Annotated in this window: 17 protein-coding genes; 8 read left to right on the forward strand and 9 right to left on the reverse strand. The window is 39.7% G+C overall.

Annotation, left to right across the window (positions count from 1 at the left end; genetic code table 11):
* Positions 1-101 precede the first annotated feature (101 nt).
* Complete coding sequence (locus A8B79_RS07540) at positions 102-308, forward strand: hypothetical protein (protein ID WP_066220424.1); 207 nt, start codon at positions 102-104, stop codon at positions 306-308.
* Between the two features lie 21 nt (positions 309-329).
* Here the strand turns inward: A8B79_RS07540 and A8B79_RS07545 are convergent, their stop codons facing one another.
* From A8B79_RS07545 to A8B79_RS07565, 5 genes are all read right to left on the reverse strand, one after another.
* Entirely contained in the window at positions 330-1,949 is a 1,620-nt protein-coding gene (locus A8B79_RS07545) for a hypothetical protein (RefSeq protein WP_066220426.1), read from the reverse strand.
* The gene (locus A8B79_RS07550; protein WP_066220429.1) at positions 1,939-2,511 is read right to left on the reverse strand and encodes a hypothetical protein; all 573 of its coding nucleotides are present in this window, start codon (positions 2,509-2,511) and stop codon (positions 1,939-1,941) included. The genes A8B79_RS07545 and A8B79_RS07550 overlap by 11 nt, the downstream gene beginning before the upstream one ends.
* Positions 2,508-3,182 carry a hypothetical protein gene (locus A8B79_RS07555; RefSeq protein ID WP_066220432.1) on the reverse strand — a complete coding sequence of 225 codons (675 nt, stop codon included), beginning with the start codon at positions 3,180-3,182 and terminating at the stop codon, positions 2,508-2,510. Before A8B79_RS07555 ends, A8B79_RS07550 begins: the two co-directional genes overlap by 4 nt.
* A gap of 212 nt (positions 3,183-3,394) precedes the next feature.
* A complete protein-coding gene (locus tag A8B79_RS07560) occupies positions 3,395-4,612 on the reverse strand; it encodes a tyrosine-type recombinase/integrase (protein WP_066220434.1) in 1,218 nt (405 codons plus the stop codon).
* Positions 4,613-6,011: 1,399 nt separating this feature from the next.
* Positions 6,012-6,494, reverse strand: a complete 483-nt coding sequence (locus tag A8B79_RS07565) for a hypothetical protein (RefSeq protein WP_066220436.1) — start codon at positions 6,492-6,494, stop codon at positions 6,012-6,014.
* A 671-nt stretch (positions 6,495-7,165) separates the two neighbouring features.
* Between A8B79_RS07565 and A8B79_RS07570 the strand changes: the two genes are divergently transcribed.
* From A8B79_RS07570 to A8B79_RS07605, 6 genes are all read left to right on the forward strand, one after another.
* Positions 7,166-7,612, forward strand: a complete 447-nt coding sequence (locus tag A8B79_RS07570) for a hypothetical protein (protein ID WP_066220440.1) — start codon at positions 7,166-7,168, stop codon at positions 7,610-7,612.
* A gap of 450 nt (positions 7,613-8,062) precedes the next feature.
* The gene (locus tag A8B79_RS07575; RefSeq protein ID WP_066220442.1) at positions 8,063-9,664 is read left to right on the forward strand and encodes a type I restriction-modification system subunit M; all 1,602 of its coding nucleotides are present in this window, start codon (positions 8,063-8,065) and stop codon (positions 9,662-9,664) included.
* Between the two features lie 45 nt (positions 9,665-9,709).
* Positions 9,710-10,111, forward strand: a complete 402-nt coding sequence (locus tag A8B79_RS07580; protein WP_066220445.1) for a GxxExxY protein — start codon at positions 9,710-9,712, stop codon at positions 10,109-10,111.
* 185 nt (positions 10,112-10,296) lie between these two features.
* Positions 10,297-11,550: a restriction endonuclease subunit S gene (locus A8B79_RS07590; RefSeq protein WP_066220451.1), complete on the forward strand. Its 1,254-nt coding sequence runs from the start codon at positions 10,297-10,299 to the stop codon at positions 11,548-11,550.
* Positions 11,551-11,918: 368 nt separating this feature from the next.
* Positions 11,919-12,323: a GxxExxY protein gene (locus A8B79_RS07600; RefSeq protein ID WP_066220458.1), complete on the forward strand. Its 405-nt coding sequence runs from the start codon at positions 11,919-11,921 to the stop codon at positions 12,321-12,323.
* Between the two features lie 3 nt (positions 12,324-12,326).
* A complete protein-coding gene (locus tag A8B79_RS07605) occupies positions 12,327-15,203 on the forward strand; it encodes a type I restriction endonuclease subunit R (protein WP_066220462.1) in 2,877 nt (958 codons plus the stop codon).
* On the opposite strand, the gene A8B79_RS07610 is transcribed toward A8B79_RS07605, so the two are convergent.
* The 4 genes from A8B79_RS07610 to trhO all read right to left on the reverse strand — a co-directional run bounded on the left by A8B79_RS07610 (position 15,204) and on the right by trhO (position 18,386).
* Entirely contained in the window at positions 15,204-15,878 is a 675-nt protein-coding gene (locus tag A8B79_RS07610) for a Fic family protein (RefSeq protein ID WP_066220465.1), read from the reverse strand.
* Positions 15,862-16,461 (reverse strand): Panacea domain-containing protein, encoded by a 600-nt coding sequence (locus tag A8B79_RS07615; protein WP_066220468.1) that lies wholly within the window; start codon positions 16,459-16,461, stop codon positions 15,862-15,864. Before A8B79_RS07615 ends, A8B79_RS07610 begins: the two co-directional genes overlap by 17 nt.
* Before the next feature lie 88 nt (positions 16,462-16,549).
* On the reverse strand, positions 16,550-17,452 hold the full coding sequence (locus A8B79_RS07620) for an RluA family pseudouridine synthase (RefSeq protein WP_235603621.1): 903 nt from the start codon (positions 17,450-17,452) through the stop codon (positions 16,550-16,552).
* A complete protein-coding gene (gene trhO / locus A8B79_RS07625; protein ID WP_066220470.1) occupies positions 17,421-18,386 on the reverse strand; it encodes an oxygen-dependent tRNA uridine(34) hydroxylase TrhO in 966 nt (321 codons plus the stop codon). The genes A8B79_RS07620 and trhO overlap by 32 nt, the downstream gene beginning before the upstream one ends.
* A 101-nt stretch (positions 18,387-18,487) precedes the next feature.
* On the opposite strand from trhO, the gene A8B79_RS07630 reads away from it, so the two are divergent.
* A complete protein-coding gene (locus tag A8B79_RS07630; RefSeq protein ID WP_066220472.1) occupies positions 18,488-20,200 on the forward strand; it encodes an MXAN_6640 family putative metalloprotease in 1,713 nt (570 codons plus the stop codon).
* The last annotated feature ends 271 nt before the right edge of the window (positions 20,201-20,471 follow it).

Consider the following 20,471-nt stretch of genomic DNA (forward strand, 5'->3'; position numbering starts at 1 on the left):
ATGAGTCTTGTAGTATTATAAAGATTAAAAGGGGCTCCATTCAGCTTTTGTGAAAGGGGTATAGCTCCAAAAACGGGACTCCCGCATTTCCTTTTTGACCATTGACCAGACAGAGAGAGCCCGTTGGAGATGCTTTAAAACCCCTTCAAAAAAATATAGGAGAAGTTATGGCGGGCATGAGAAAGTTAACCGACAAGGAATATGAATTGATTGAAGCTTGCTTTGTAAAGAAGAGAAATCTTACCATGGTTTCCATTCAGAGGTGGGCCGGGTATCGAATCAGGGATGTGCTTAGCTGGAAAGATTAGGCAAATAACCATAGCTAAGTATTAGTTTTTGTTTATGCTTAAAAGCAGTTCAAATTTGTTGGTTAGGCTATTTTTCCAGTATTCGAGTTTAACATTATAGGAATACAGACTGTATGCAACAAAGGCTTCGTCAACCTCATCTGTGGCATACTTTCTGTAGTCAAATAACTCATCTTCAAGCAGGTCAATAATCTGGCTGTACATTCTATGCACGCTTTGATGACTATTATATTCCGGAAAATCTACTTCAATAGAGATAATATTCTTTTCCATATCGGTTACGATTCTGGTTTTAATATCATCCTCAAACTGAATAGAACTTAAATATGAATAGGTGTCTTCTCTGTAATGGTTTAATTCCCCTAAACTCTGAATGACATTCTTATCATTCAACAGAAAAGCATTAAGTATAGAGTTAAAAAACGCAGGGAATTCTTGTATGGCATCAGATTCATTAAAACTTAAAAATTTAATACTATCTTGTTCAACCGTCGATGGGTTCCCGTCGCTGAAGAGAACTGAATAAATAGCTTCTTCAGAAATTAAGCTTGGGTACACTATCCTTGGCATCTCTAAAGGAGTAATACCGAGAAAATCATCCATTACATGCTCATTTTTGCTCCAGGACAGTATACCTTCGATAGTTTTAGATTCACCAGGATCAAGAGAAAACTTATAATGATCTACATTTAATTTTCGGTATGATTCACCTGAGTCAGGGCTTTCTCTACCCACTAATGCAATAAACACTTCCATTTCAACATCCAGCTTCCTCTTACCTATATTACTATACGTAAGATCATAAAAGGCATATGGATTTATTGGGTCTGTATCAAACGAATGTCTAGTTCCACGGGGTGTAGTTAAAACCAAGTTTGAGGCAATTTTCCTGTCATAATTAACAATTTTCTGTGCCTGACGGTAAGACCACTCAAGAATGTCATCGCCCTGCTTAATATCAATGAACTCAAATTGAGCATCCATAATACTCTTAAACTTCTGAGGAGTTATTCCCATCTGTTGTGCAGCTAAAGGATTAGATTTCATATGTTGGTCAAATAAAAAACTAAAGCCATTCATAACTCCAAGCCGTATTGCAAGCATGCGTTCCTTTTTAGAAGGATGTGATGCTATGGTGTTCTCTGTTGTTCCCAGTCTAAAAGCTACATTGAATAATTCACGGAAGACTTCAACAGCAAGCTCTGGCTGTGAGAAAAAAGAATTATATAATTCAGGACTCCTAATAAAGAAAAGCAATCCAGCATTTATTTCAGCCTGAGTTTCAAGAATTTTTCTGGTAATCAGGTCGTCGTTCAACTTCTGTTGATCATTTTTGTATTTGTAGTATTGAACCTGATGAGCAAATTCATGAGCGAGTATAAAGCGATATAGATAATATTTAACTCTTTGATCATGTGATCCTGTCAATCGATCTAATTCCGCAAGCCCCATCTGAATTTTTTGGTCGGGCAAGGACGAGATATTTCCACTACTATTAACATCCATTTTGATCCTATATCCCCATTCATAATTCATGATATTCAATTCATTATGAAGAAATTCAGAAGTTTGCCAAGAATATGTATTGCTGGTAAAAAAAAGGACTAAAAAAAGTGACGCTATTGAGTCCTTATTCTTCATTGGAAATATAAATAATGATTGTATTTACGAAGCTGATAATGAAAACAGAAGCAATGCAATAGGATAAAGTAAGGAGAGAGATAAGAGTCCACCTATTTCTTGAAATGCTCTCCCTTGTCCAGATGATATTAGTTTTACCTGCAACAAATTTAAGTAGCGTTTCATCGTCTATGTCCGTACCTAAGGCCTCCCTTCTTTCTTCAATTCCAACCTTATACTCATTGCCAATAACAACAGTGGTCTCGTAATAGGGAAGGGTGCTCGCGCTTCTTTTCCATGAGTAAGAATAAAAAAAAGTGATTAGTAGCAAAAGAGAAATCACAGAGATTGACAACCAAATTTTTCCATTTCTTAAACGAAATGTGAGGATAAGAATAAAACCAGCTATGACCGTAGCCATAAAAAAAATAAAGTGCATTTGAGAAGTATTTTCATCTTCTACTCCCCATTCAGGCAAAGGTAAAAAGAAAGATCCTGTAACTGAGGCAATCCAAGTACCAAAAAGAGTGAGTTGCTTCCAGATTCCTTGTATTGATTCTATCTTTTTCTGAAGTAAATTCATAGGTTGAAAATGACACTTTCCTCGGGCGTCTGAAGATTCCCAATTTCAACCATTTCTCTTTTTTGAACAATCTCTCCATCTTTTTCAATCCAGAAGATATAGTAGCCTGGAGCTAAGTTCTTGACTGCATCATTAGTTTGATTGGTAAATACAATTTTAGCAGATAAAAGATTTGCGTCCCACATATAATTACATTTGGCATCATATCCTGGGACCAATGCCCCATTTTTTTTGGTCATCACGGAGACCCTTACCTTTGTCCTGATCATAGAACCGTTTGATAAGGGCGAAGAAGTAGCTTTGATAGCGAAGTCTTTACGGATAAACTGCATAGTCAGGATAGCGTGGTTATTACTCCGCCACGACTCTGGGAGGTTTGCCAAAGTATTTTTAGCCTGAACCAGCGAGTTTATAAATTCATCTTCAGATTCAGAAATAGTATCATCGGAGTCTATTTTTTCAAACAGGTTATTAGTCGCACTAGAGAGTAACAGGAGCTCATCTTTTAACTCACTATTATTCTCGATGGTGTTTACTTTAAGGATCAATTGCCGAATCGCTCTTTTGGCCTCCAATTCGACTGACTCGAATGAAGTTTGGCCTAAAACTGTCATAGGAAAAAGAAGAAAAACCCCAGACATAACCCAAATTTGTATTCGTATAAGTTTCATAATGAGTCCTATGCAAGGAAGTATTGCTTTTTATGTGTATTAGCAATAATAAAATAATTCTTCTGGAAATAACATAATTATTTATTGTTTGCACCGAAGAGCATGAAATAAAGAAATTTATATGTGCACATACCTTGTTTAAAAAATAAATTAGAAGTCTACTTTCCCAGCACCAATAGTCTAAAGCCTCTTTTTTTCTTAATTAATACATTTCATAAAATTCTCTCCCCAATTCTAAATATTTTAGCTTTGGTCTTCCGTTTATCCAGAATGTGTTGTAATTGATACCCCCAATTTTCCAAAGCATTTCTTTTCTCAACCATATAATCATGCCGGTCATAGATTGAGGTGATCTTGTTGTCACCTGCAAGACCTTTATGGTTTAAAACCTTACCTAAAACTGTTCTGTTAACTCCATTCTTGGCCATATAACTGGCCGCTGTTCGGCGCAAATCATGTATTCGAAAGTCAGCTACTTGAGATGATTCACGGACTCTTTTAGCAGGGTATCCAAGCGAACTGATAGGTTTTCCTTTTCTTACTGGAGATTCAAATACATACTCGCTATCTCCATTAATACTTTTCATTCGTTCAAGAATAGATAACGCAAAGGAAGAAAGAGGAAGGAAGTGCGTACGGTTTGCTTTGTTTTCTTCAGCTGGAATAATCCAAACCCGGTCTTTGATATGTTCCCATTTCATCCTTCTGGTCTCACCAAGTCGTTGGCCAGTAATAAGAAGCATTTTGAATACACTTTCGAACGGTTCGACTTCTTTTTCGAAAGCCACCCAAAGTTTTTTGATTTCATCTTCTGTATAAACACGGTCCCTAGAATTCTCTTTACTAATAGGACGAACAGTTGATACGGGATTATATTCACAGAGAGCTTTTTGTAAAGCAAATCCATACATGCTTGAAAGTATACCCCGTATTCGGTTAGAATGGATGGGGGCATCTTCAGCCATGTCTTCAAGGAATTCAATGATCTGGAATCGTTTTAAGCTTCCAATTTCAATGTTTCCCAGCTTAGGTAGAATAAAATTATCTATGCGCCGGATGTAGTCCTTTTGAGTTGAGTGCTTGAGTTTTGGGAGATGTCTCTTCTTGTAGGACTCAGCCAGGTCAGAGATCGTAATGATTGTTCTGTTTCTGGTTTCAAGCTTTTCTTTTTGAGGATCAATTTCCTGCATAGATTTGATGTACAATTCCTCAGAAAGTGATCGAGCTTTTGATAATGAAACAGCAGGATACTTTCCAATAGTGAAGCGTTTACTCTTCCCATTAACCCGGTATCGGAAGGCAAAAGTTTTGGACCCATTTCCGGATACCCGTAATACCAACCCTGGTTTCACGGTATCGGAGAATTCGATCCGACGCTTCTCGGTCTCGAAGTTTTTTATGAATACATCTGTGAGCTTTTTCTTTGGCATTATTATAAAAGGTTTTTGGGACACACCTGGGACACAAAATCGTTGCAATGCTATGATATTGTGTACTATCCAATGTATCTGATAAGCTATTATTAAACAATAGAGTTAAGGCGCGTATAGCATTCAATGAGAACCAATGAAATTAGAAATTTTTGAGCCTGAAAATCCGTGTGTCGGCGGTTCAATTCCGCCCGGTCCCACCTTAGAGCCCCATTCATTTTTATGAGTGGGGCTTTTTTGTTTTTGGTTAAAAACCCCGGATGTAATCCTGATCCCGAAGTTTCTGTACAAAAAAAGAGCTAGCTCAAAGATTTATTTCCTGTCTGCACGCCTTCAATCGCTGCGGATTAAAATCCTGGCTGGTTTACTTGAGTAAATCTAAATTACCACCAACACTCAGTATTAAGTTTGCCAGAGAGGACTTCAGTCCGACTGGTTATGTATCTCGAATTACCTTAAAGCCCATCTGACGGATTACCCGTTTGATGGAGCTTTAGTCGTGTGTTTAGTCAGGGTCATCCTGTCCGCCAGCTGGCGGATCAGGATCTTTGTGAAGGCTACTAGTTTAATCAGATTTCTCGGCTCCGTTTTCTAACCCACCCCCGTCCCCTCCCTAAGATTAGGGAGGGGCGCTCCTTAAGAACATCTCAATAGTAATAAAACCAGGTCATTCCTGCGAAGGCAGGAATCTGGATCGTTATCACAGATATGTTACACTAAACCAATCCGGATCTCGGGCATACGCTGCGAGATGACTCTTTTGAAATGAATTAACCCAATATCCAATGTTGAATAAGGAACATCTAACGTCCAGTTACGAACGTCACATGAGTGACAATGGACATTGGATGTTCAGTTATTGCCTGCCTTCAATCGCTGCGGATTAAAATCCTGGCTGGTTAACTTGAGTAAATCTAAATCACCACCAACATTCCCTGTTAAGTTCACCAGAGAGGACTTCAGTCCGACCGGGGATATGGATTAATTTTAATGATTAAAAAAACTTCCCCTCCACACAAATGCAGGGCTGAAGCCCATGCTAGCTACTGAACGAGGTTTTATTCTATTCCCAATTATTAACGTCATCCTGAGGATACCTCCGAAGGATCTGCACAGTTAAAGAACTAGCTCAAAGATGTATTTCCTGCCTGCACGCCCTACTAGCTTAAATTTAGGTGTATGATTTTAAACCAGCAGGTCCTTCAGGGCCGGCGGTTTGTGGTTTGCCTGCCTGTAATCGCTACGGATTAAAATTCCGGCTCCATTCGCGATCCCGAGAATTCGGGAGAAGTGATCTCTAATTTCTGGTTCATTCGCGAGTGTATGCGAAGCGATCTTCTGTATTCTGCCCGCATCAGAAGATTATTCGGGCAGGTTTTTCTGATAAATCGGAATGGAACTAATTATCCCCGACTTCCTGACCTAATTTCATTACACTATAAACATTTTTACACTCGGGGAGCTGGCTTAAGTGAGAAATCATTTTGACCTCGAATTCTTTATTATCATCATAAGGAGAGAAACGTTCTATAACTTCCCCACAGAAAGCATCTAGTTCCACATCTATATCTCCCATTCTTTCAATATCCTTATTTATGAGCGCTTGTTCTTCAGGTGAAGCGGCCATTAAATAGGTAAGGAAATTAGCTTGCGCTTTCTCTTCGCCGACCTCTAACATATCAGTCATTAAATCGACTAGCTTTGGATGGAGGGCATCAAAGAATAGATTCATGCAGCTACACATGCCTTTAGCGGCAGACTTTGCATCTGTTTCCATTTTTTGTTCTTCTGTTTGCCCTGCAGTTTGCGCATTCGCAGTAACGACAAAGGCAAAAGCAGTTAACAGAGTAAGGAGTAGGTTTAAGAAGATTTTTTGCAGCATTTTTTGAGATATTTTATTTTGATGACATTATAGAGAATAAAGAGATAAAATTTAAAGCGTCAGAAAAAGAATCTTAGGGTTTGGCTTTTCCGAATTATCTTAAAGACACATCTGACGGATTACTCGTCTGATGGAGCTTTAGCCGTGTGTTTAGTCAAGCTTTTTTTGACCCCATCTGTCTTCCCCTTGGATAAGGGGAAGGACTTTTTAAATAAATATGAATAGTTTTAAAAACCCGGGGTCATCCTGTCTGCCAGCTGGCGGATCAGGATCTTTGTGAAGGCTGGTAGTTCGATCAAATCTCCCGGCTCCGATTTCTAACCCACCTACACAAACGCAGGGCTGAAGCCCATGCTAGCTTATGAATGAGGTTTTTTACTCGGAACTAGTGCTGACTCAGAATCGAATATTAAACGTCATTCCTGCAAAGGCAGGAATCTGGATCGTTATGAATGGCATATTCCTCTAAACCAATCGGGATCTCGGGCATACGCCGCGAGATGACTCTTTTGAAATGAATTAACCCAATATCCAAAGTCCAGTTACGAACGTCACATGAGCGACAATGGACATTGGATGTTCAATATTGGGTGTTGAATTACTGCCTACCTTCATTCAAGTGTTTGAAACTGCATCGGAACTACTTTAAAAGAAATTTTGTAAAATAGAGTATGCTACATTTCATAGAGATCAAAACCGACCATAAACCGCGAGCACGACAAACTCTTAATGCTATACTTACGCTGGCAACGGCAGTATTAGCACTTGTCTATCCGGATTTTCTGTACCTGATAGCCGGTGGATATTTAGTTGCTTTGGGAGTTCTCTTCTTTAGTTTTAAAATGCCGTCTCTGGTTTCAGCGATACCGTTGGTTACCGGTGTGCTGATCTTCGTCTTTCCGGAATTGATTCCCATCACTTTTGGGATATTTCTGGCCATATTCGGACTGATCTTATTCTTTTCGTTCTCACTTTCTATACTAGGAGTACTCACTTTTGTGATCGGAATTCTGATCTACATGAATCCCGATTCCATTGCCTATTTTATAGCGGCGTTTATGTTGTTGTATTCTGTGAACAACCTGATCTCATTATTTAAAGGGAAAGAAGATTCGTGATGTTTTCAGGATCCTTTTTTTTGACCCCATCTGTCTTCCCCTTGGATAAGGGGAAGGACGTTTTAATTAGATCGCAATAGGATTAAAATATAGAGGTCATCCTGAACTTGTTTCAGGATCTTTGTGTGGTCTGGTAGTTTGATCAGATTTCTGGGCTCTGTTTTTTAACCCACCTACACAAACGCCGGGCTGAAGCCCTTGCTAGCTTATGAACGAGGTTTTATTCTATTCCTCGCAAATGAAGTAAGCCCATATCTTTTTACTTCTTTGTTTTCACCTTTCACTTCTTAGGCTTACATAGTTAGAATCAACCACTGTCCAGTCAACAACGTTATTACTTAAACTCTCACAAAGGAAACTCAAACTTTTACCAACATCATCTTTGCATAACCACCTGATTCTTCTATTTTCATTGAAGGAAAAATTCACTCAAAAAAGGTAAACTCTTTCATGACGGACAAACAAAAGCTTGAACAGAAGCTGTGGAATATCGCTGATACACTTCGCGGTAAAATGGGTGCCGACGAATTTCGGGATTATATCCTTGGCTTTATTTTCTATAAGTATTTGAGTGAAAAGATGCTCAGTTATGCCACTACATGGACAGAGCCGGAAGGATATAAATACAGCGAGTTGAATGAGAATACCAAAGAAGGTCAGGCGCTGATTGATGCCGTAAAGGAAATGGCGATTGAAAACTTGGGGTACTTTCTTCTCCCGGGTGAATTATTCAGTTCTATTTTATTACGTGGACAGGGAAACGGAACTACGAAATTTATACTGGATGATTTGAATCAAGTGCTCCGCCATATTGAGCAAAGTACTTTGGGAACCGACAGCGAAGAAGATTTTGAAAACTTATTCGAAGATTTGGATCTGGACAGCAGTAAACTCGGCAAAACTCCGGATGACAGGAACGATCTTGTGGTTAAGATCATGGAGCATTTGGATGAAGTAGATTTCCAGTTAGAAAATACTGATAACGATGTGCTGGGTGATGCCTACGAATATTTGATCGGGCAATTTGCCAGTGGTGCAGGGAAAAAAGCAGGCGAGTTTTATACACCACAAGAAGTAAGCTCGGTGTTGGCAAAACTGGTAACCACAGGCAAAGAACGATTGAAAAGTGTGTATGATCCCACTTGTGGCTCGGGCTCACTGTTGTTGAGAGTTGCCAAAGAAGTAAAAGAAGTGGGCGAATTCTACGGACAGGAAAGCAATCCCACCACTTATAACTTGTGTCGCATGAACATGATCATGCATGATGTGCATTACAGTCGCTTTAATATTAAGAATGAAGATACGCTCGAACGACCACAACACATAGATGAACGCTTTGATGCAGTAGTCGCTAATCCTCCTTTTTCTGCAAATTGGAAGTCGGATGATCTGAAAATGAACGACGAGCGTTTCTCGGATTACGGAAGACTTGCTCCAAAGAGCAAAGCTGATTTTGCCTTTGTACAGCATATGATCCATCAATTAAATGATGAGGGGACGATGGCGTGTGTTCTTCCGCATGGTGTGCTATTTCGTGGTGGAGCGGAAGGAACCATTCGGGAATACCTGATTCGGGAAAGTAATGTACTGGACGCCGTGATAGGTTTGCCCGCCAATATTTTTTACGGGACAAGCATTCCAACATGTGTGCTGGTACTAAAAAAACAACGAACGCATGCTGAACATGTATTATTTATTGACGCCAGTGGCGATGACCACTTCGAGAAAGTAAAAACGCAGAATGTGCTCCGCCCGAAGAATATTGACAAAATTGTAGACACGTATAGAGGCTTCGTACAAAAGTCCCCTCTTGAGAGGGGATTTAGGGGTGTGTTAGAAGACAAATTCAGCTATATAGCAAATCGCGAAGAAATTGCCGAAAACGATTACAATCTGAACATCCCACGATATGTAGACACTTTTGAAGAAGAAGAGCCGGTGGATCTGGAAGCAGTAGCAAAAGAACTGAAAGCGTTAGATAAAGACATGAAAGAAACCGATGCTACCATTGCTGAATATTGTAAAGAGCTTGGGATTGAGGCACCATTTTAATGTCTGAATTAGGATTCGTAGGATAAACGGATTTTAAGATTAGCTATGAAATACGAAGAACTAACACATAAAATTATAGGCTGTTCCATGAAAGTACATAGTGCTTTAGGAAATGGTTTTCAGGAAGTGATTTACCAACGGGCACTAAGCATTGTGATGGAAAAAGAAGGATTGTCTTTTACGCGGGAAATGGAAATGGATATTTTTTATGAAGGCATTCAAATTGGTACGCGCAGGGTTGATTTTTTTGTAGAACAAACAATTATGACAGAGTTAAAAGCACTTACTGCATTAGAAGATGTACACCTTGCACAAGCGATGAACTACTGCCAGGCGTATAACCTGCCCGTAGGTTTACTTATAAATTTCGGTTCCAAAAGCCTGGAGTTTAAACGCGTTTATAATGTAAACCACCCGGAAAACAAGAATTATAAACGTCAGAATTAAGATGCATAGGATTAATAGATTTAAGGATTATGGATTTGAAAAAGATATGAACATCCTCATATCCTTGAATCCTACAAATCCAAATTCAGACAACGGGCAACTAATGGGAGATCACTTCGCTGCGCTCGTGAATGGATGCGCCACTGCGTTCGCTGATGGAAAACCCACGGAGGCACCGTTTTAAGATGGAAGAACAAAAAGCGCCAAGTTTGAGGTTTCCTGAGTTTGAGGAAGAATGGAATCCAATTAAGCTTGGGAACAAAACCAATAAAGTAGGAAGCGGAGTAACCCCAAGGGGAGGTTCAAATGTTTATACTGATTCTGGTTATTTATTTATTCGCAGTCAGAATGTAAATCAAAATCGTTTATTACTTGATGATGTAGCATATATACCAGAAGAGATTCATAAATCCATGAGTTCTTCTGTTGTTTACCCAAAAGATATTTTGCTAAATATAACTGGTGCTTCAATTGGTAGAAGTTGTTTAGTTACAGAGGAAATTGAGGAAGCTAATGTAAACCAACATGTCTGTATCATTCGATTAAAGAACACTGAAGTACCAAAGTTCTATCAAATTTATTTAGCATCCCGTCGCGGGCAAAAATTGGTTTATCAAGGTCAGGCTGGTGGAGGTAGAGAAGGTCTAAATTTCTCTAGTATCCGTTCTTTTAAATTCAAGATCCCAAAAGAACCCGAACAACAAAAAATAGCTTCCTTCCTTTCTGCGGTGGATAAAAAGATTGAGCAGCTGACCCGCAAGAAAGAACTGCTGGAGGAATACAAAAAAGGCGTGATGCAGAAGCTCTTCCCAAAACCCGGCGAACAATACCCGGAATTTCGATTCAAAGATGAAAATGGAGAAGATTTTCCGGATTGGGAGGTGAAGAGGTTGGGGGAAATAGCAGATAGAATTACAAACAAAAATACTGAGAATAAATACTCATTTGTATTAACAAACTCAGCTACTCAAGGAATTGTAAGCCAAACTGATTACTTTGATAAGGATATTGCTAACCAAAATAATTTGGATGGATACTATATTGTCGAGCAAGATGATTTTGTTTACAACCCACGAATATCAGTTCACGCACCTGTTGGCCCAATTAAGAGAAATACTTTAGAAACAGGAGTAATGTCTCCCCTTTACTCTGTATTTCGGTTTAGTGAAGACTCGATAGATTACTTCGAAAGTTTCTTTGAAACAACTGTTTGGCATAAACATATGCACAGTGTTGCCAATTATGGAGCGAGGCATGACCGTATGAATATAACTGTAGATGATTTTATGTCACTTCCAATCCCTTTTCCAAATGAAAAGGAAAGAGATAAAATCACTTACTTCTTAAACGAGTTAAATCTAAAAATCCATTCTTCAAAAAAAGAATTGGGTTCTATGTTAGTTTTCAAAAAAGGATTATTGCAGCAAATGTTTGTGTAGGGGTTGAACGGTGATTTTTATGATTAAATGATGCACTATGATTATACATACAGGTTGTTTAATGGAGCGATTCCTAATCATAAGGATCAAGGAAATCACATGCATCACTGTTCAGAAAATGAGGAATGTGAAACCGAAATGATGCACTATGATTATATATTCAGGTTGTTTATTGGAACGACTTTTAATCAAAAGAATCAAGGGAATCACATGCATCACTGTTCAAAAAATGAGGAATGCGAAACCGAAATGATGAACTATGATTATACATACAGGTTGTGTAGCGGAACAGTTCTTAATCATAAGAATCATGGAAATCACATACATCATAGTTCAAAAACTGAGGAATGTGATATTAATAAGAGACTATGATTAACCACGAATACAAATATTCAGAATTAACAGGTAGGATCATTAACTGTTCCATGACGGTTCATAATGAGTTAGGGAATGGTTTTCAGGAAGTGATTTATCAGCGAGCCTTGGAAATTGAAATGACCGATCAGGGGCTGTCATTTTCCAGAGAGCACGATATGCCCATCTATTACAAGAAAAGACCTATTGGTAAACGGAGGGTAGATTTTCTGGTAGAGGAAGTAATAGCTGTAGAGATTAAAGCATTGATTGAATTACAGGACGTTCATTTGGCTCAGGCTATCAACTATTTGGAAGCATATAATTTAGAAATAGGATTATTGATCAACTTTGGTTCAAAATCCTTACAATTCAAACGCTTGACGAATAAAGCATACCGTTCAGACAAAGATCAATAGCCATTGAGCAGACAAAGCGAAGCCATATTAGAACAAAAGTTTATAGACCAACTTATCGGGTTAGGCTATGACTTCGTTACCATCAAAGATGAAGCGGGAATGCTGGCGAACTTGAAAGCTCAATTGGAAAGTTTCAATAACGATAGGTATTCCGAGAAAGAGTTTTCAACTATTCTCAATCATTTGTCTAAAGGCACGGTGTTCGACAAAGCTAAAAGTCTTCGCGAACGTTTTGCTTTAAAAAGAGAAAATGAAGACACAGCGTATGTCCGCTTCTTCGATTCAGAAGACTGGACGAATAATCATTTTCAGGTGACCAATCAGATCACCATCGAAGGCACCTACAAAAACCGGTATGACGTCACTTTATTGGTAAACGGGTTGCCGTTAGTTCAAGTGGAACTCAAACGTCGGGGATTAGAGCTTAAAGAAGCGTTTAATCAGATCAATCGCTATCAACGTCATTCGTTCTGGAGCAGTCATGGGTTGTTTCAGTTTGTACAGGTTTTCGTGATCAGTAACGGCGTAAACACTAAGTATTTAGCCAATAATAAAGATCAGAGTTTTAAGCAGACCTTTTATTGGGCGGATGAGAAGAATGTAAATATATCAGGGCTTACTGAGTTTACAGATGCTTTTCTGAATCCGGATCACCTTGGTAAAATGATTGCGCAGTATATCGTCCGCAATCAAACCGAGAAGATCCTGATGGTGCTTCGTCCTTATCAATATTATGCAGTAGAGGCGATCATCAAACAAGTAGATGCATCCAAGAAAAACGGATATATCTGGCATACTACGGGTTCCGGTAAAACGCTCACGTCATTTAAAGCCAGTCAAATAATCACGAATAAACCCGAAATTCATAAAGTGGTATTTGTGGTAGATCGCAAAGACTTGGATTACCAAACAGCTACCGAGTTCAACAGTTTTAAGCCCGGCGCGGTAGATATGACGGAGAACACCAAGTCGTTGGTGGATCAATTTTCGGACAATACCAAGCTGATCGTAACGACAATTCAGAAATTGAATAACGCCATCAAAAATCCGCGGTACAGAAAGTCCATGGAACATTTACAGGACAAAACGATGGTGTTCATTTTTGATGAGTGTCATCGTAGCCAATTTGGGGAAACACATGAGCGCATTACCGAGTTCTTTTCTGATATACAGCTTTTTGGATTTACCGGAACGCCCATCTTTGCAGACAATGCTTCCAAAAACGAATACGGAAAGCGAACTACCGCCGACTTATTTGATGAGCAATTGCATTCTTATGTAATCACCGACGCAATCCGCGATACCAATGTATTAAAATTCGGTGTGGAATATGTAGGCAGGTACAAAAGTAAGAGCAATAACTTTGTGGATATCGAAGTAGAAGATATCGACCGAAAGGAAGTGTTGGAATCTCCCGAGCGACTTTCTAAAATTGCTGATTATATCATTGCAAGACATGATCAAAAGACACACAGTAAACGATATTCAGCCATCTTCGCGGTAAGTGGCATCGACCAATTAATCGCTTACTACGACATTTTTAATGAAAAGAAGAAAGCTGGCGATCACGATCTTCGAATAGCAACCATCTTTACCTACAACGCCAATGAAGAAGATAAAGACGCCGATGGATTTATATCGGATGTGGATATAGATTTCAAAAAAGTGGCAGACCCCGGGGTTGGGTATAAAACTTCGCATTCCAGAGATAAATTGGAATCCTATATAGCGGATTACAATGCGATGTACGGCACCAACTTCACCACCAAAGACAGCGAATCTTTGGAGAAGTATTATCAGGATATCGGCAAACGACTAAAAAAGCGTGAGCGTAAAAGCTTTGTGGAAGAAGATCGGCTGGATATTCTGTTGGTGGTAAATATGTTTTTGACGGGTTTTGACGCCAAGATGCTTAACACGTTGTATGTAGATAAAAATCTCAGATATCATGGATTGATACAGGCGTATTCCAGAACCAATCGGATTATCAATGAGATGAAGTCGCAAGGTAACATCGTTTGTTTCCGCAATCTCAAAGATAAAACAGACGAAGCCATTGCGTTGTTTTCCAATAAAAATGCTAAAGAAGAGATCTTCACCCCTGATTACGAAGTCTTTGTAGAGGAATTCAATAAGAAATATGTGGAGCTGCTCGGAATAGCCTCAACGCCCAAAAAAGTAGATGAGCTTCTTACGGAAGAAGATGAACTGGCTTTTATCAAAGCATTCCGGGAATTAATGCGAATTCTGAATACGCTGAAAACCTATGCTGATTTCAGCTGGGACGACCTTTCCATGGACGAGCAGACCTTTGAGGATTACAAAAGTAAATACCTTGATCTGTACGACAAAGTAAAGATGAATCAGGATGTGAATGCGGTTTCTATTCTGGAAGATGTAGATTTTGAGCTGGAATTGATTCACAGGGATGAGATCAATGTAGCCTACATTATTAAACTACTTGCCAAGCTAAAAAACAGTAAAGAATCGGATAAAGAAGCTCAGAGAAAAGCTATTCTGGAAATGATTGGCGGAGATGTTGAATTGCGTAGCAAGCGTGAGCTCATTGAAAAGTTCATTCAGGATCATTTGCCAAATATTGAAGATGCTGAATTGGTGACCGATGAATTTGAAAAATACTGGGAAGAACAGCGATTGCTTGCGCTGAAAGAAATCTGCGAAGAAGAGAATCTGGATCAGCAACAATTCAGGAATTTGATAGATATGTATATGTTTACAGGCAAAGAGCCTTTAAAAGAAGATGTATTTGCTTGCCTCGAAAACCGACCAAGCATATTACAAGCCCGTCAAATCGGAAACCGAATCATCGAGCGCATGAAAGAATATGTAGATGTGTTTATAACCGGGATGGTGGGGTAGTTATTCTTCTAGTTGGTTTAGTGGAATAATATAATCTCTCAGGTAATCAACTAAGTACCCAAATGTTTCTTTATCAGGTTTGTGATGGCAGCGGTTAAGTTTGCTAATAAATTTCTTTTTACTATCGAACTCACTCCATGAAAGAACTAAACCATGACTTTCAAGATACATTGTCGCAATTAAACGACCGATTCTGCCATTTGCATCGTAGAAAGGATGTACTTTTACAAACTTTTGATAGAAACGAACGGCATTATAAAGAGGATCTTTAGTACGCTTTTTTAAAAACCAAATGGCATTAAATACACCTTCTTCTATGTGTTCTGGAGCATCACCTTTGAATGGGGGACGCCTTTTTTGGGCATGCTGTGCACCAAAGTAAATTCTTCCCTCATTAGGATCATCTTTGCTTCTATATTCTCCGGCGAAAGTAAACAGCCCTTCAAATAAAAACTTATGAATCCTTAAAGGGAAGATTAAATAAGTTGGCCTTCGAAATAACTTTATGAGCCAGTGGCTATTTAACAATTCACTAAATGGTATCTGTTCAAGAACATTGAATCGTGTCCAACTCAACTCATATACTTCTTCAGCTGTTATGCTTTGATCTGCTGCAAAATCCTTCAGCAGATCAGTTATTGTATCTAACTCTGCCGGATCAATTTTTGAAGGCATTCCACTTTTTAAGCTTTCCGCTTAAATCATTAAGTCTTTCTTTTTCATTAGAGAAGTTTTCCAGATACTCTTCAATATTATTGAATTCGGGAACATATTCCTCTTTCATATCAAAGGTAAATGAATAATGACTGGAAGTTTTAGGAGGGTAAAACTTCGAGCTTGTTCCCATAGGAAAGTTTTTAGCAAAAACCTGTTCTGAGTAATAAGCAACCAATTCTTCATCAGGAATTACTTCGTTAGTATTCTTAAATTTTTTCCAAGGTAGTTCCATGTGAGTGGTCTTTGAAAGCTCAACAGCAGAGAAAACAGAATAACTATCTAAAATGAAATCAATTAAAGGTTCATTAATGTCAGTGGAAGAATCTGGTTTAATAGGGTTTCTGCCAAATTTTTTAAAAAACTCATAAATTTGTGGTTCTACCGGACCATAAGGCCAAGCTTCAAAACTGGCATCAAATTTTTTGTCATTAGCTACTAATTGCCAGGCATAGGAATAGTACATCAACTTTTGAAGCTTCATTGGAGTAACCTGATTAGGATACTTTGAAACGATATATTGCGCTAATTGGAACTTGTTCATGATGGGTAGTAGTATTTCATACAAGAACATAAATATAACCTAAAAAATTGTCTTTTGTAATAGATAGCGATATCGGCAAAAGGCAACTTTAATGACTTTTCCTGTCTAACCCCACCCCAACCCTCAACCTCTCAATAACCAATCCCGCATTCACTAAACTGATCGCGGTTTTTTGAGCTTTTTTGCTGGTTTTGTCGCCGTTGATTCCATAGATGGGATCGTCGATGATGGGATAGCCCCAATGTTCTAAATGCAAACGAATCTGGTGGGTGCGTCCGGTTTTAGGTTCGCACTTAATGATCGCAGATTCTTCTTTCCGTTCTACCACGGTGAAGGTGGTTTCGGCAGGTTTAGCGTTGGTAAGATCGGTATTGCTTTCAAAGACGAATCCCGTTTTACGCTTGATGGGTGTGTTAATGATCACCGAATCTTCTTCAGGAACGCCCGATACTTCAGCGAAGTAAGTTTTTTGTACACGACCTTCTGCAAACTCGGTCATGGCGCGTTGGGCAAAGGCTTTGGTCTTGGCGAAGAGTACGATTCCCGAAGTCACCGCGTCTAAGCGATGTACGATCTTGAGATCGGCGTAGCCCATATCTTCTAACATAGCCGTGAGTGTGTTCTTGAAATAACGTCCACCCGGATGCATCGGCAACGGCGCGGGTTTAAATACGGCGATCCAGTCGTTAGTTTCCTGCAGGATCTCAATTTCATCCGGCACACTAGGTTCTATCACCTTCGGATTGTGATGAAATACAGAGTCAGATTTCTTGAGTAGTACATCCGGCGTAACAGATTCCTCATTCAACCCCACTCTTCCGTTATGGATTCGCTTTTCCCATTCTGTTTCCGCGCGAAAGGGAAATCGAGTGACCATCATCTCCAGTAATGACTTTCCAACAAATTCGTCCTGAACTTTAAAACGATGTGTGATTGGGTACGGCGATATCAGCCGTACTTTACGACTGTTCAATTGCTTGTTCGGAAGCATGTCGGTGTTTGAAGTCGTCGCCGAAATAGTTGTACCATTTGCGGAAAGGTTTAAAGGCATTTTCAGGATCAAAAGGTCGGCGGTATTCGCTTTGTTTACATTCTTCGCTGCAACAGCCTTCCATGATATGCGCGCCTTCTTCTGAGCATACAAACAGCTTGTTGCATTCCATATTGGCACAATTCACATAAGTATCGGCCGGTTTTCCGGTGATCTCGCATTTGGCGATCGGAGACAGATCTTTGGGATTTACAGGAACCACCAATCGGTCATCAAACACAAAGCATTTTCCTTCAAAGTGCTTGCCTTCTTCTTCTTTGGCGTAGCGAAGGATTCCGCCATGTAACTGGTTTACATCGTCCCAGCCTTGTTCTTTCATCAGAACAGAAAACTTCTCACAGCGAATTCCGCCGGTGCAGTACATCAGTACTTTTTTGTCTTTGGGGATCTCGGCTTCTTCCAGCCATTGCGGAAAATCGAAGAAGTTTTCGACATCAGGTTTTAACGCTCCTTTAAAGTGACCGATCTTGGATTCGTAATTATTTCGGACGTCGATCATCACGTGATCTTCTTCTTCCATCACTCTGCGCCATTCGGCCGGCGACAAATGGTTACCACCGTCTTTGGGATCCACTCCATCCACATGTAGCGACACAATTTCTTCTCTGGTCTTACAGATCAACTTGGAAAACGGGATATAGTCTGATTCATCCGTCTTAAACTCGGTGTTTTCAAATCCGGGGATGGCTCTCAGGTCCGCTTTATACTGCGCCATTTGCTCCGGTGTACCGGCAGCGGTTCCGTTTATTCCTTCTGAGGAAATATAAATACGTCCTTTGATGCCCAGGTCTTTGCAGTATTGTTTATGCTGTTTGGCAAACTGCTCAGGATGCTCGATCGTATTAAAGTAGTAGTAGAGAATAACTTCGTACATATTTCTTAGTGCAATTCTCGTTTAAAATATTATCTTTTCAGTGGAGTTTATTCTACGGGGCAAAGTTACGAATTTTATATTTAAATAATGTTGAGGCGACTATGGTGTTAAGAGCAAAAATTTTGTGTGGGTTGATGGTTACTGTAATGCTGGCAGGATCAGCATATGGACAAACAAACCGGCACCAGATCCCGGATATTCTTCAGGAATTTAAAAAAGGGAATTCATCTGCAGATGAGGCGCTTCAGCAAATACGGGATCATTTTTCAAACGGAGAAATCCATAAATGCTCCGCCATCGAACATATTTTTGTTCATAAGTTTAAAGATGAGATCTCTTCCTCGCTTTTAGAACCAAATAATCGGTTCAGAGAAAAATCGGCTCAGGCAACTTATACAAGTCCGTCGGGCAAATTTGTACTTACCTATCAAACAGCGGGAGATGATGCTGTTCCCGCAACAGATAGCAACACTAATAATGTGCCTGATTATATTGAAGAGGCCGGTATAGCAGCAGATTCTACTTACAACTATTTGGTGCAAACTTTGGGTTTTGGTGATCCTATCCCGGATGGCAATACTTACGATATTGCGTTTGAAGATCTTCAATCGGTATATGGTTTTGCAGAAACAATTGGTGGCGATGGACCGGGTACGCAAATAGTTATCGAAAATGATTTTGTAGGGTTTCCTGAGAACGATGATCCGGATGGTGATCAATTAGGAGCTTTAAGAGTAACGATAGCTCATGAGTTTAAACATGCTATTCAGTTTGCTCAAAATAATTTTAACGGAGACTCGGATCTTTGGGCTGAAATGGATGCCACGTTGATGGAAGAAGTGGTTTATGATCTGACTAACGATTATTACAATTATTTAGGTGGTGCCGGAGATGTGTTCGGAAGTCCCGGGACCACCGTAGCACCGGGTTCATACGAAGACATTACATGGGCGCTTTATTTTCACGAAAAGATTGGCGCAGATTTCTGGCCGGGCGCATGGAACAGAATTGAGAACAGTATTCCGGATCTGCCGTTATTAGATGCCGTTGAACAGGAACTGGAATCCCGCCAGCTGGATTACACAGAGTCTCTTTTAGAGTTATACTCATGGCATTTTGCTTCGGGAGCTTATAATAATGTTAACTTTGGCTTTGGCGAGAGTTTGTTTTACCCCACTCCGAATGTACAAAGAACGGATACTCAAATTGGCGATGTTATGTCATCGGATATAAGCTTAGGAAGGCTTGCCAGCTATTTCGTAAATGTGAAACCTCCATCTAATCAAACCGGCGACGTTGCTATTATATTAGATACCGATTCTCCTGATATAGCTCTTGCAGTGGTGGCTATTTTTGACAATGGCTCCGTTTCATTTGAATATGCAGAACCGGAGGGAGAGTTCATGGTGGTAAAGAAAGAATGGGCATGGTCTGATGTTGATCGGGTAGGAGCAATCGTGCTTAACGAAAACAGAACGGCGTCTCAGACATTCAAGATTAGAATATCATCTACTATTCAGACGTCTATTTTTGATGATGATACCAGACCTGATGTAACAGAGCTAAAACAGAATTATCCTAACCCTTTTAATCCGAGCACAACTATTCCTGTTAGTATTTCGGAGTTTCAGAAAGTAAAAGTAGATGTTTATGACATGACCGGAAGACTGGTGAGATCTGTGTTTAACGGAACGCTGCCAACAGGAAATCATGCATTGTCTGTAAATCTGGAAGATCTGGCTTCAGGAGTCTACATGTACCGACTTCAAACCAATGAGATGGTTCAGATCAAAAGAATGACACTGGTTAAATAAGGATCATAGATCCTAAATACCAAGCTCCAAATTACAAATAACAATCCGGTTAACTAGATCACAATAACATAAAACCACAGACGTCATCCTGTCCGCCAGCTGGCGGATCAGGATCTTTGTGGGGGCTGGTAGTTCCATCAAATTTCTCGGCTCCGTTTGTTAACCCACCCCCGTCCCCTCCCTAAGATTAAGGAGGGGAGCTCCTTAAGAACATCCAACTTCCAGTTATGAATGTCACATGAGTAACAATGGACATTGGATGTTGAGTGTT

Source organism: Balneola sp. EhC07, from assembly GCF_001650905.1.
Classification (GTDB): domain Bacteria; phylum Bacteroidota; class Rhodothermia; order Balneolales; family Balneolaceae; genus Balneola.

Bases quoted from the DNA above. Each gene is read 5' to 3' on its own strand.
- A8B79_RS07570 (WP_066220440.1), top strand. From the start codon at position 7,166: ATGCTACATTTCATAGAGATCAAAACCGACCATAAACCGCGAGCACGA.
- A8B79_RS07610 (WP_066220465.1), bottom strand. From the start codon at position 15,878: ATGCCTTCAAAAATTGATCCGGCAGAGTTAGATACAATAACTGATCTG.
- A8B79_RS07615 (WP_066220468.1), bottom strand. From the start codon at position 16,461: ATGAACAAGTTCCAATTAGCGCAATATATCGTTTCAAAGTATCCTAAT.
- A8B79_RS07550 (WP_066220429.1), bottom strand. From the start codon at position 2,511: ATGAATTTACTTCAGAAAAAGATAGAATCAATACAAGGAATCTGGAAG.
- A8B79_RS07590 (WP_066220451.1), top strand. From the start codon at position 10,297: ATGGAAGAACAAAAAGCGCCAAGTTTGAGGTTTCCTGAGTTTGAGGAA.
- A8B79_RS07565 (WP_066220436.1), bottom strand. From the start codon at position 6,494: ATGCTGCAAAAAATCTTCTTAAACCTACTCCTTACTCTGTTAACTGCT.
- A8B79_RS07580 (WP_066220445.1), top strand. From the start codon at position 9,710: ATGAAATACGAAGAACTAACACATAAAATTATAGGCTGTTCCATGAAA.
- trhO (WP_066220470.1), bottom strand. From the start codon at position 18,386: ATGTACGAAGTTATTCTCTACTACTACTTTAATACGATCGAGCATCCT.
- A8B79_RS07600 (WP_066220458.1), top strand. From the start codon at position 11,919: ATGATTAACCACGAATACAAATATTCAGAATTAACAGGTAGGATCATT.
- A8B79_RS07545 (WP_066220426.1), bottom strand. From the start codon at position 1,949: ATGAAGAATAAGGACTCAATAGCGTCACTTTTTTTAGTCCTTTTTTTT.
- A8B79_RS07575 (WP_066220442.1), top strand. From the start codon at position 8,063: ATGACGGACAAACAAAAGCTTGAACAGAAGCTGTGGAATATCGCTGAT.
- A8B79_RS07560 (WP_066220434.1), bottom strand. From the start codon at position 4,612: ATGCCAAAGAAAAAGCTCACAGATGTATTCATAAAAAACTTCGAGACC.
- A8B79_RS07555 (WP_066220432.1), bottom strand. From the start codon at position 3,182: ATGAAACTTATACGAATACAAATTTGGGTTATGTCTGGGGTTTTTCTT.
- A8B79_RS07630 (WP_066220472.1), top strand. From the start codon at position 18,488: ATGGTGTTAAGAGCAAAAATTTTGTGTGGGTTGATGGTTACTGTAATG.
- A8B79_RS07620 (WP_235603621.1), bottom strand. From the start codon at position 17,452: ATGCTTCCGAACAAGCAATTGAACAGTCGTAAAGTACGGCTGATATCG.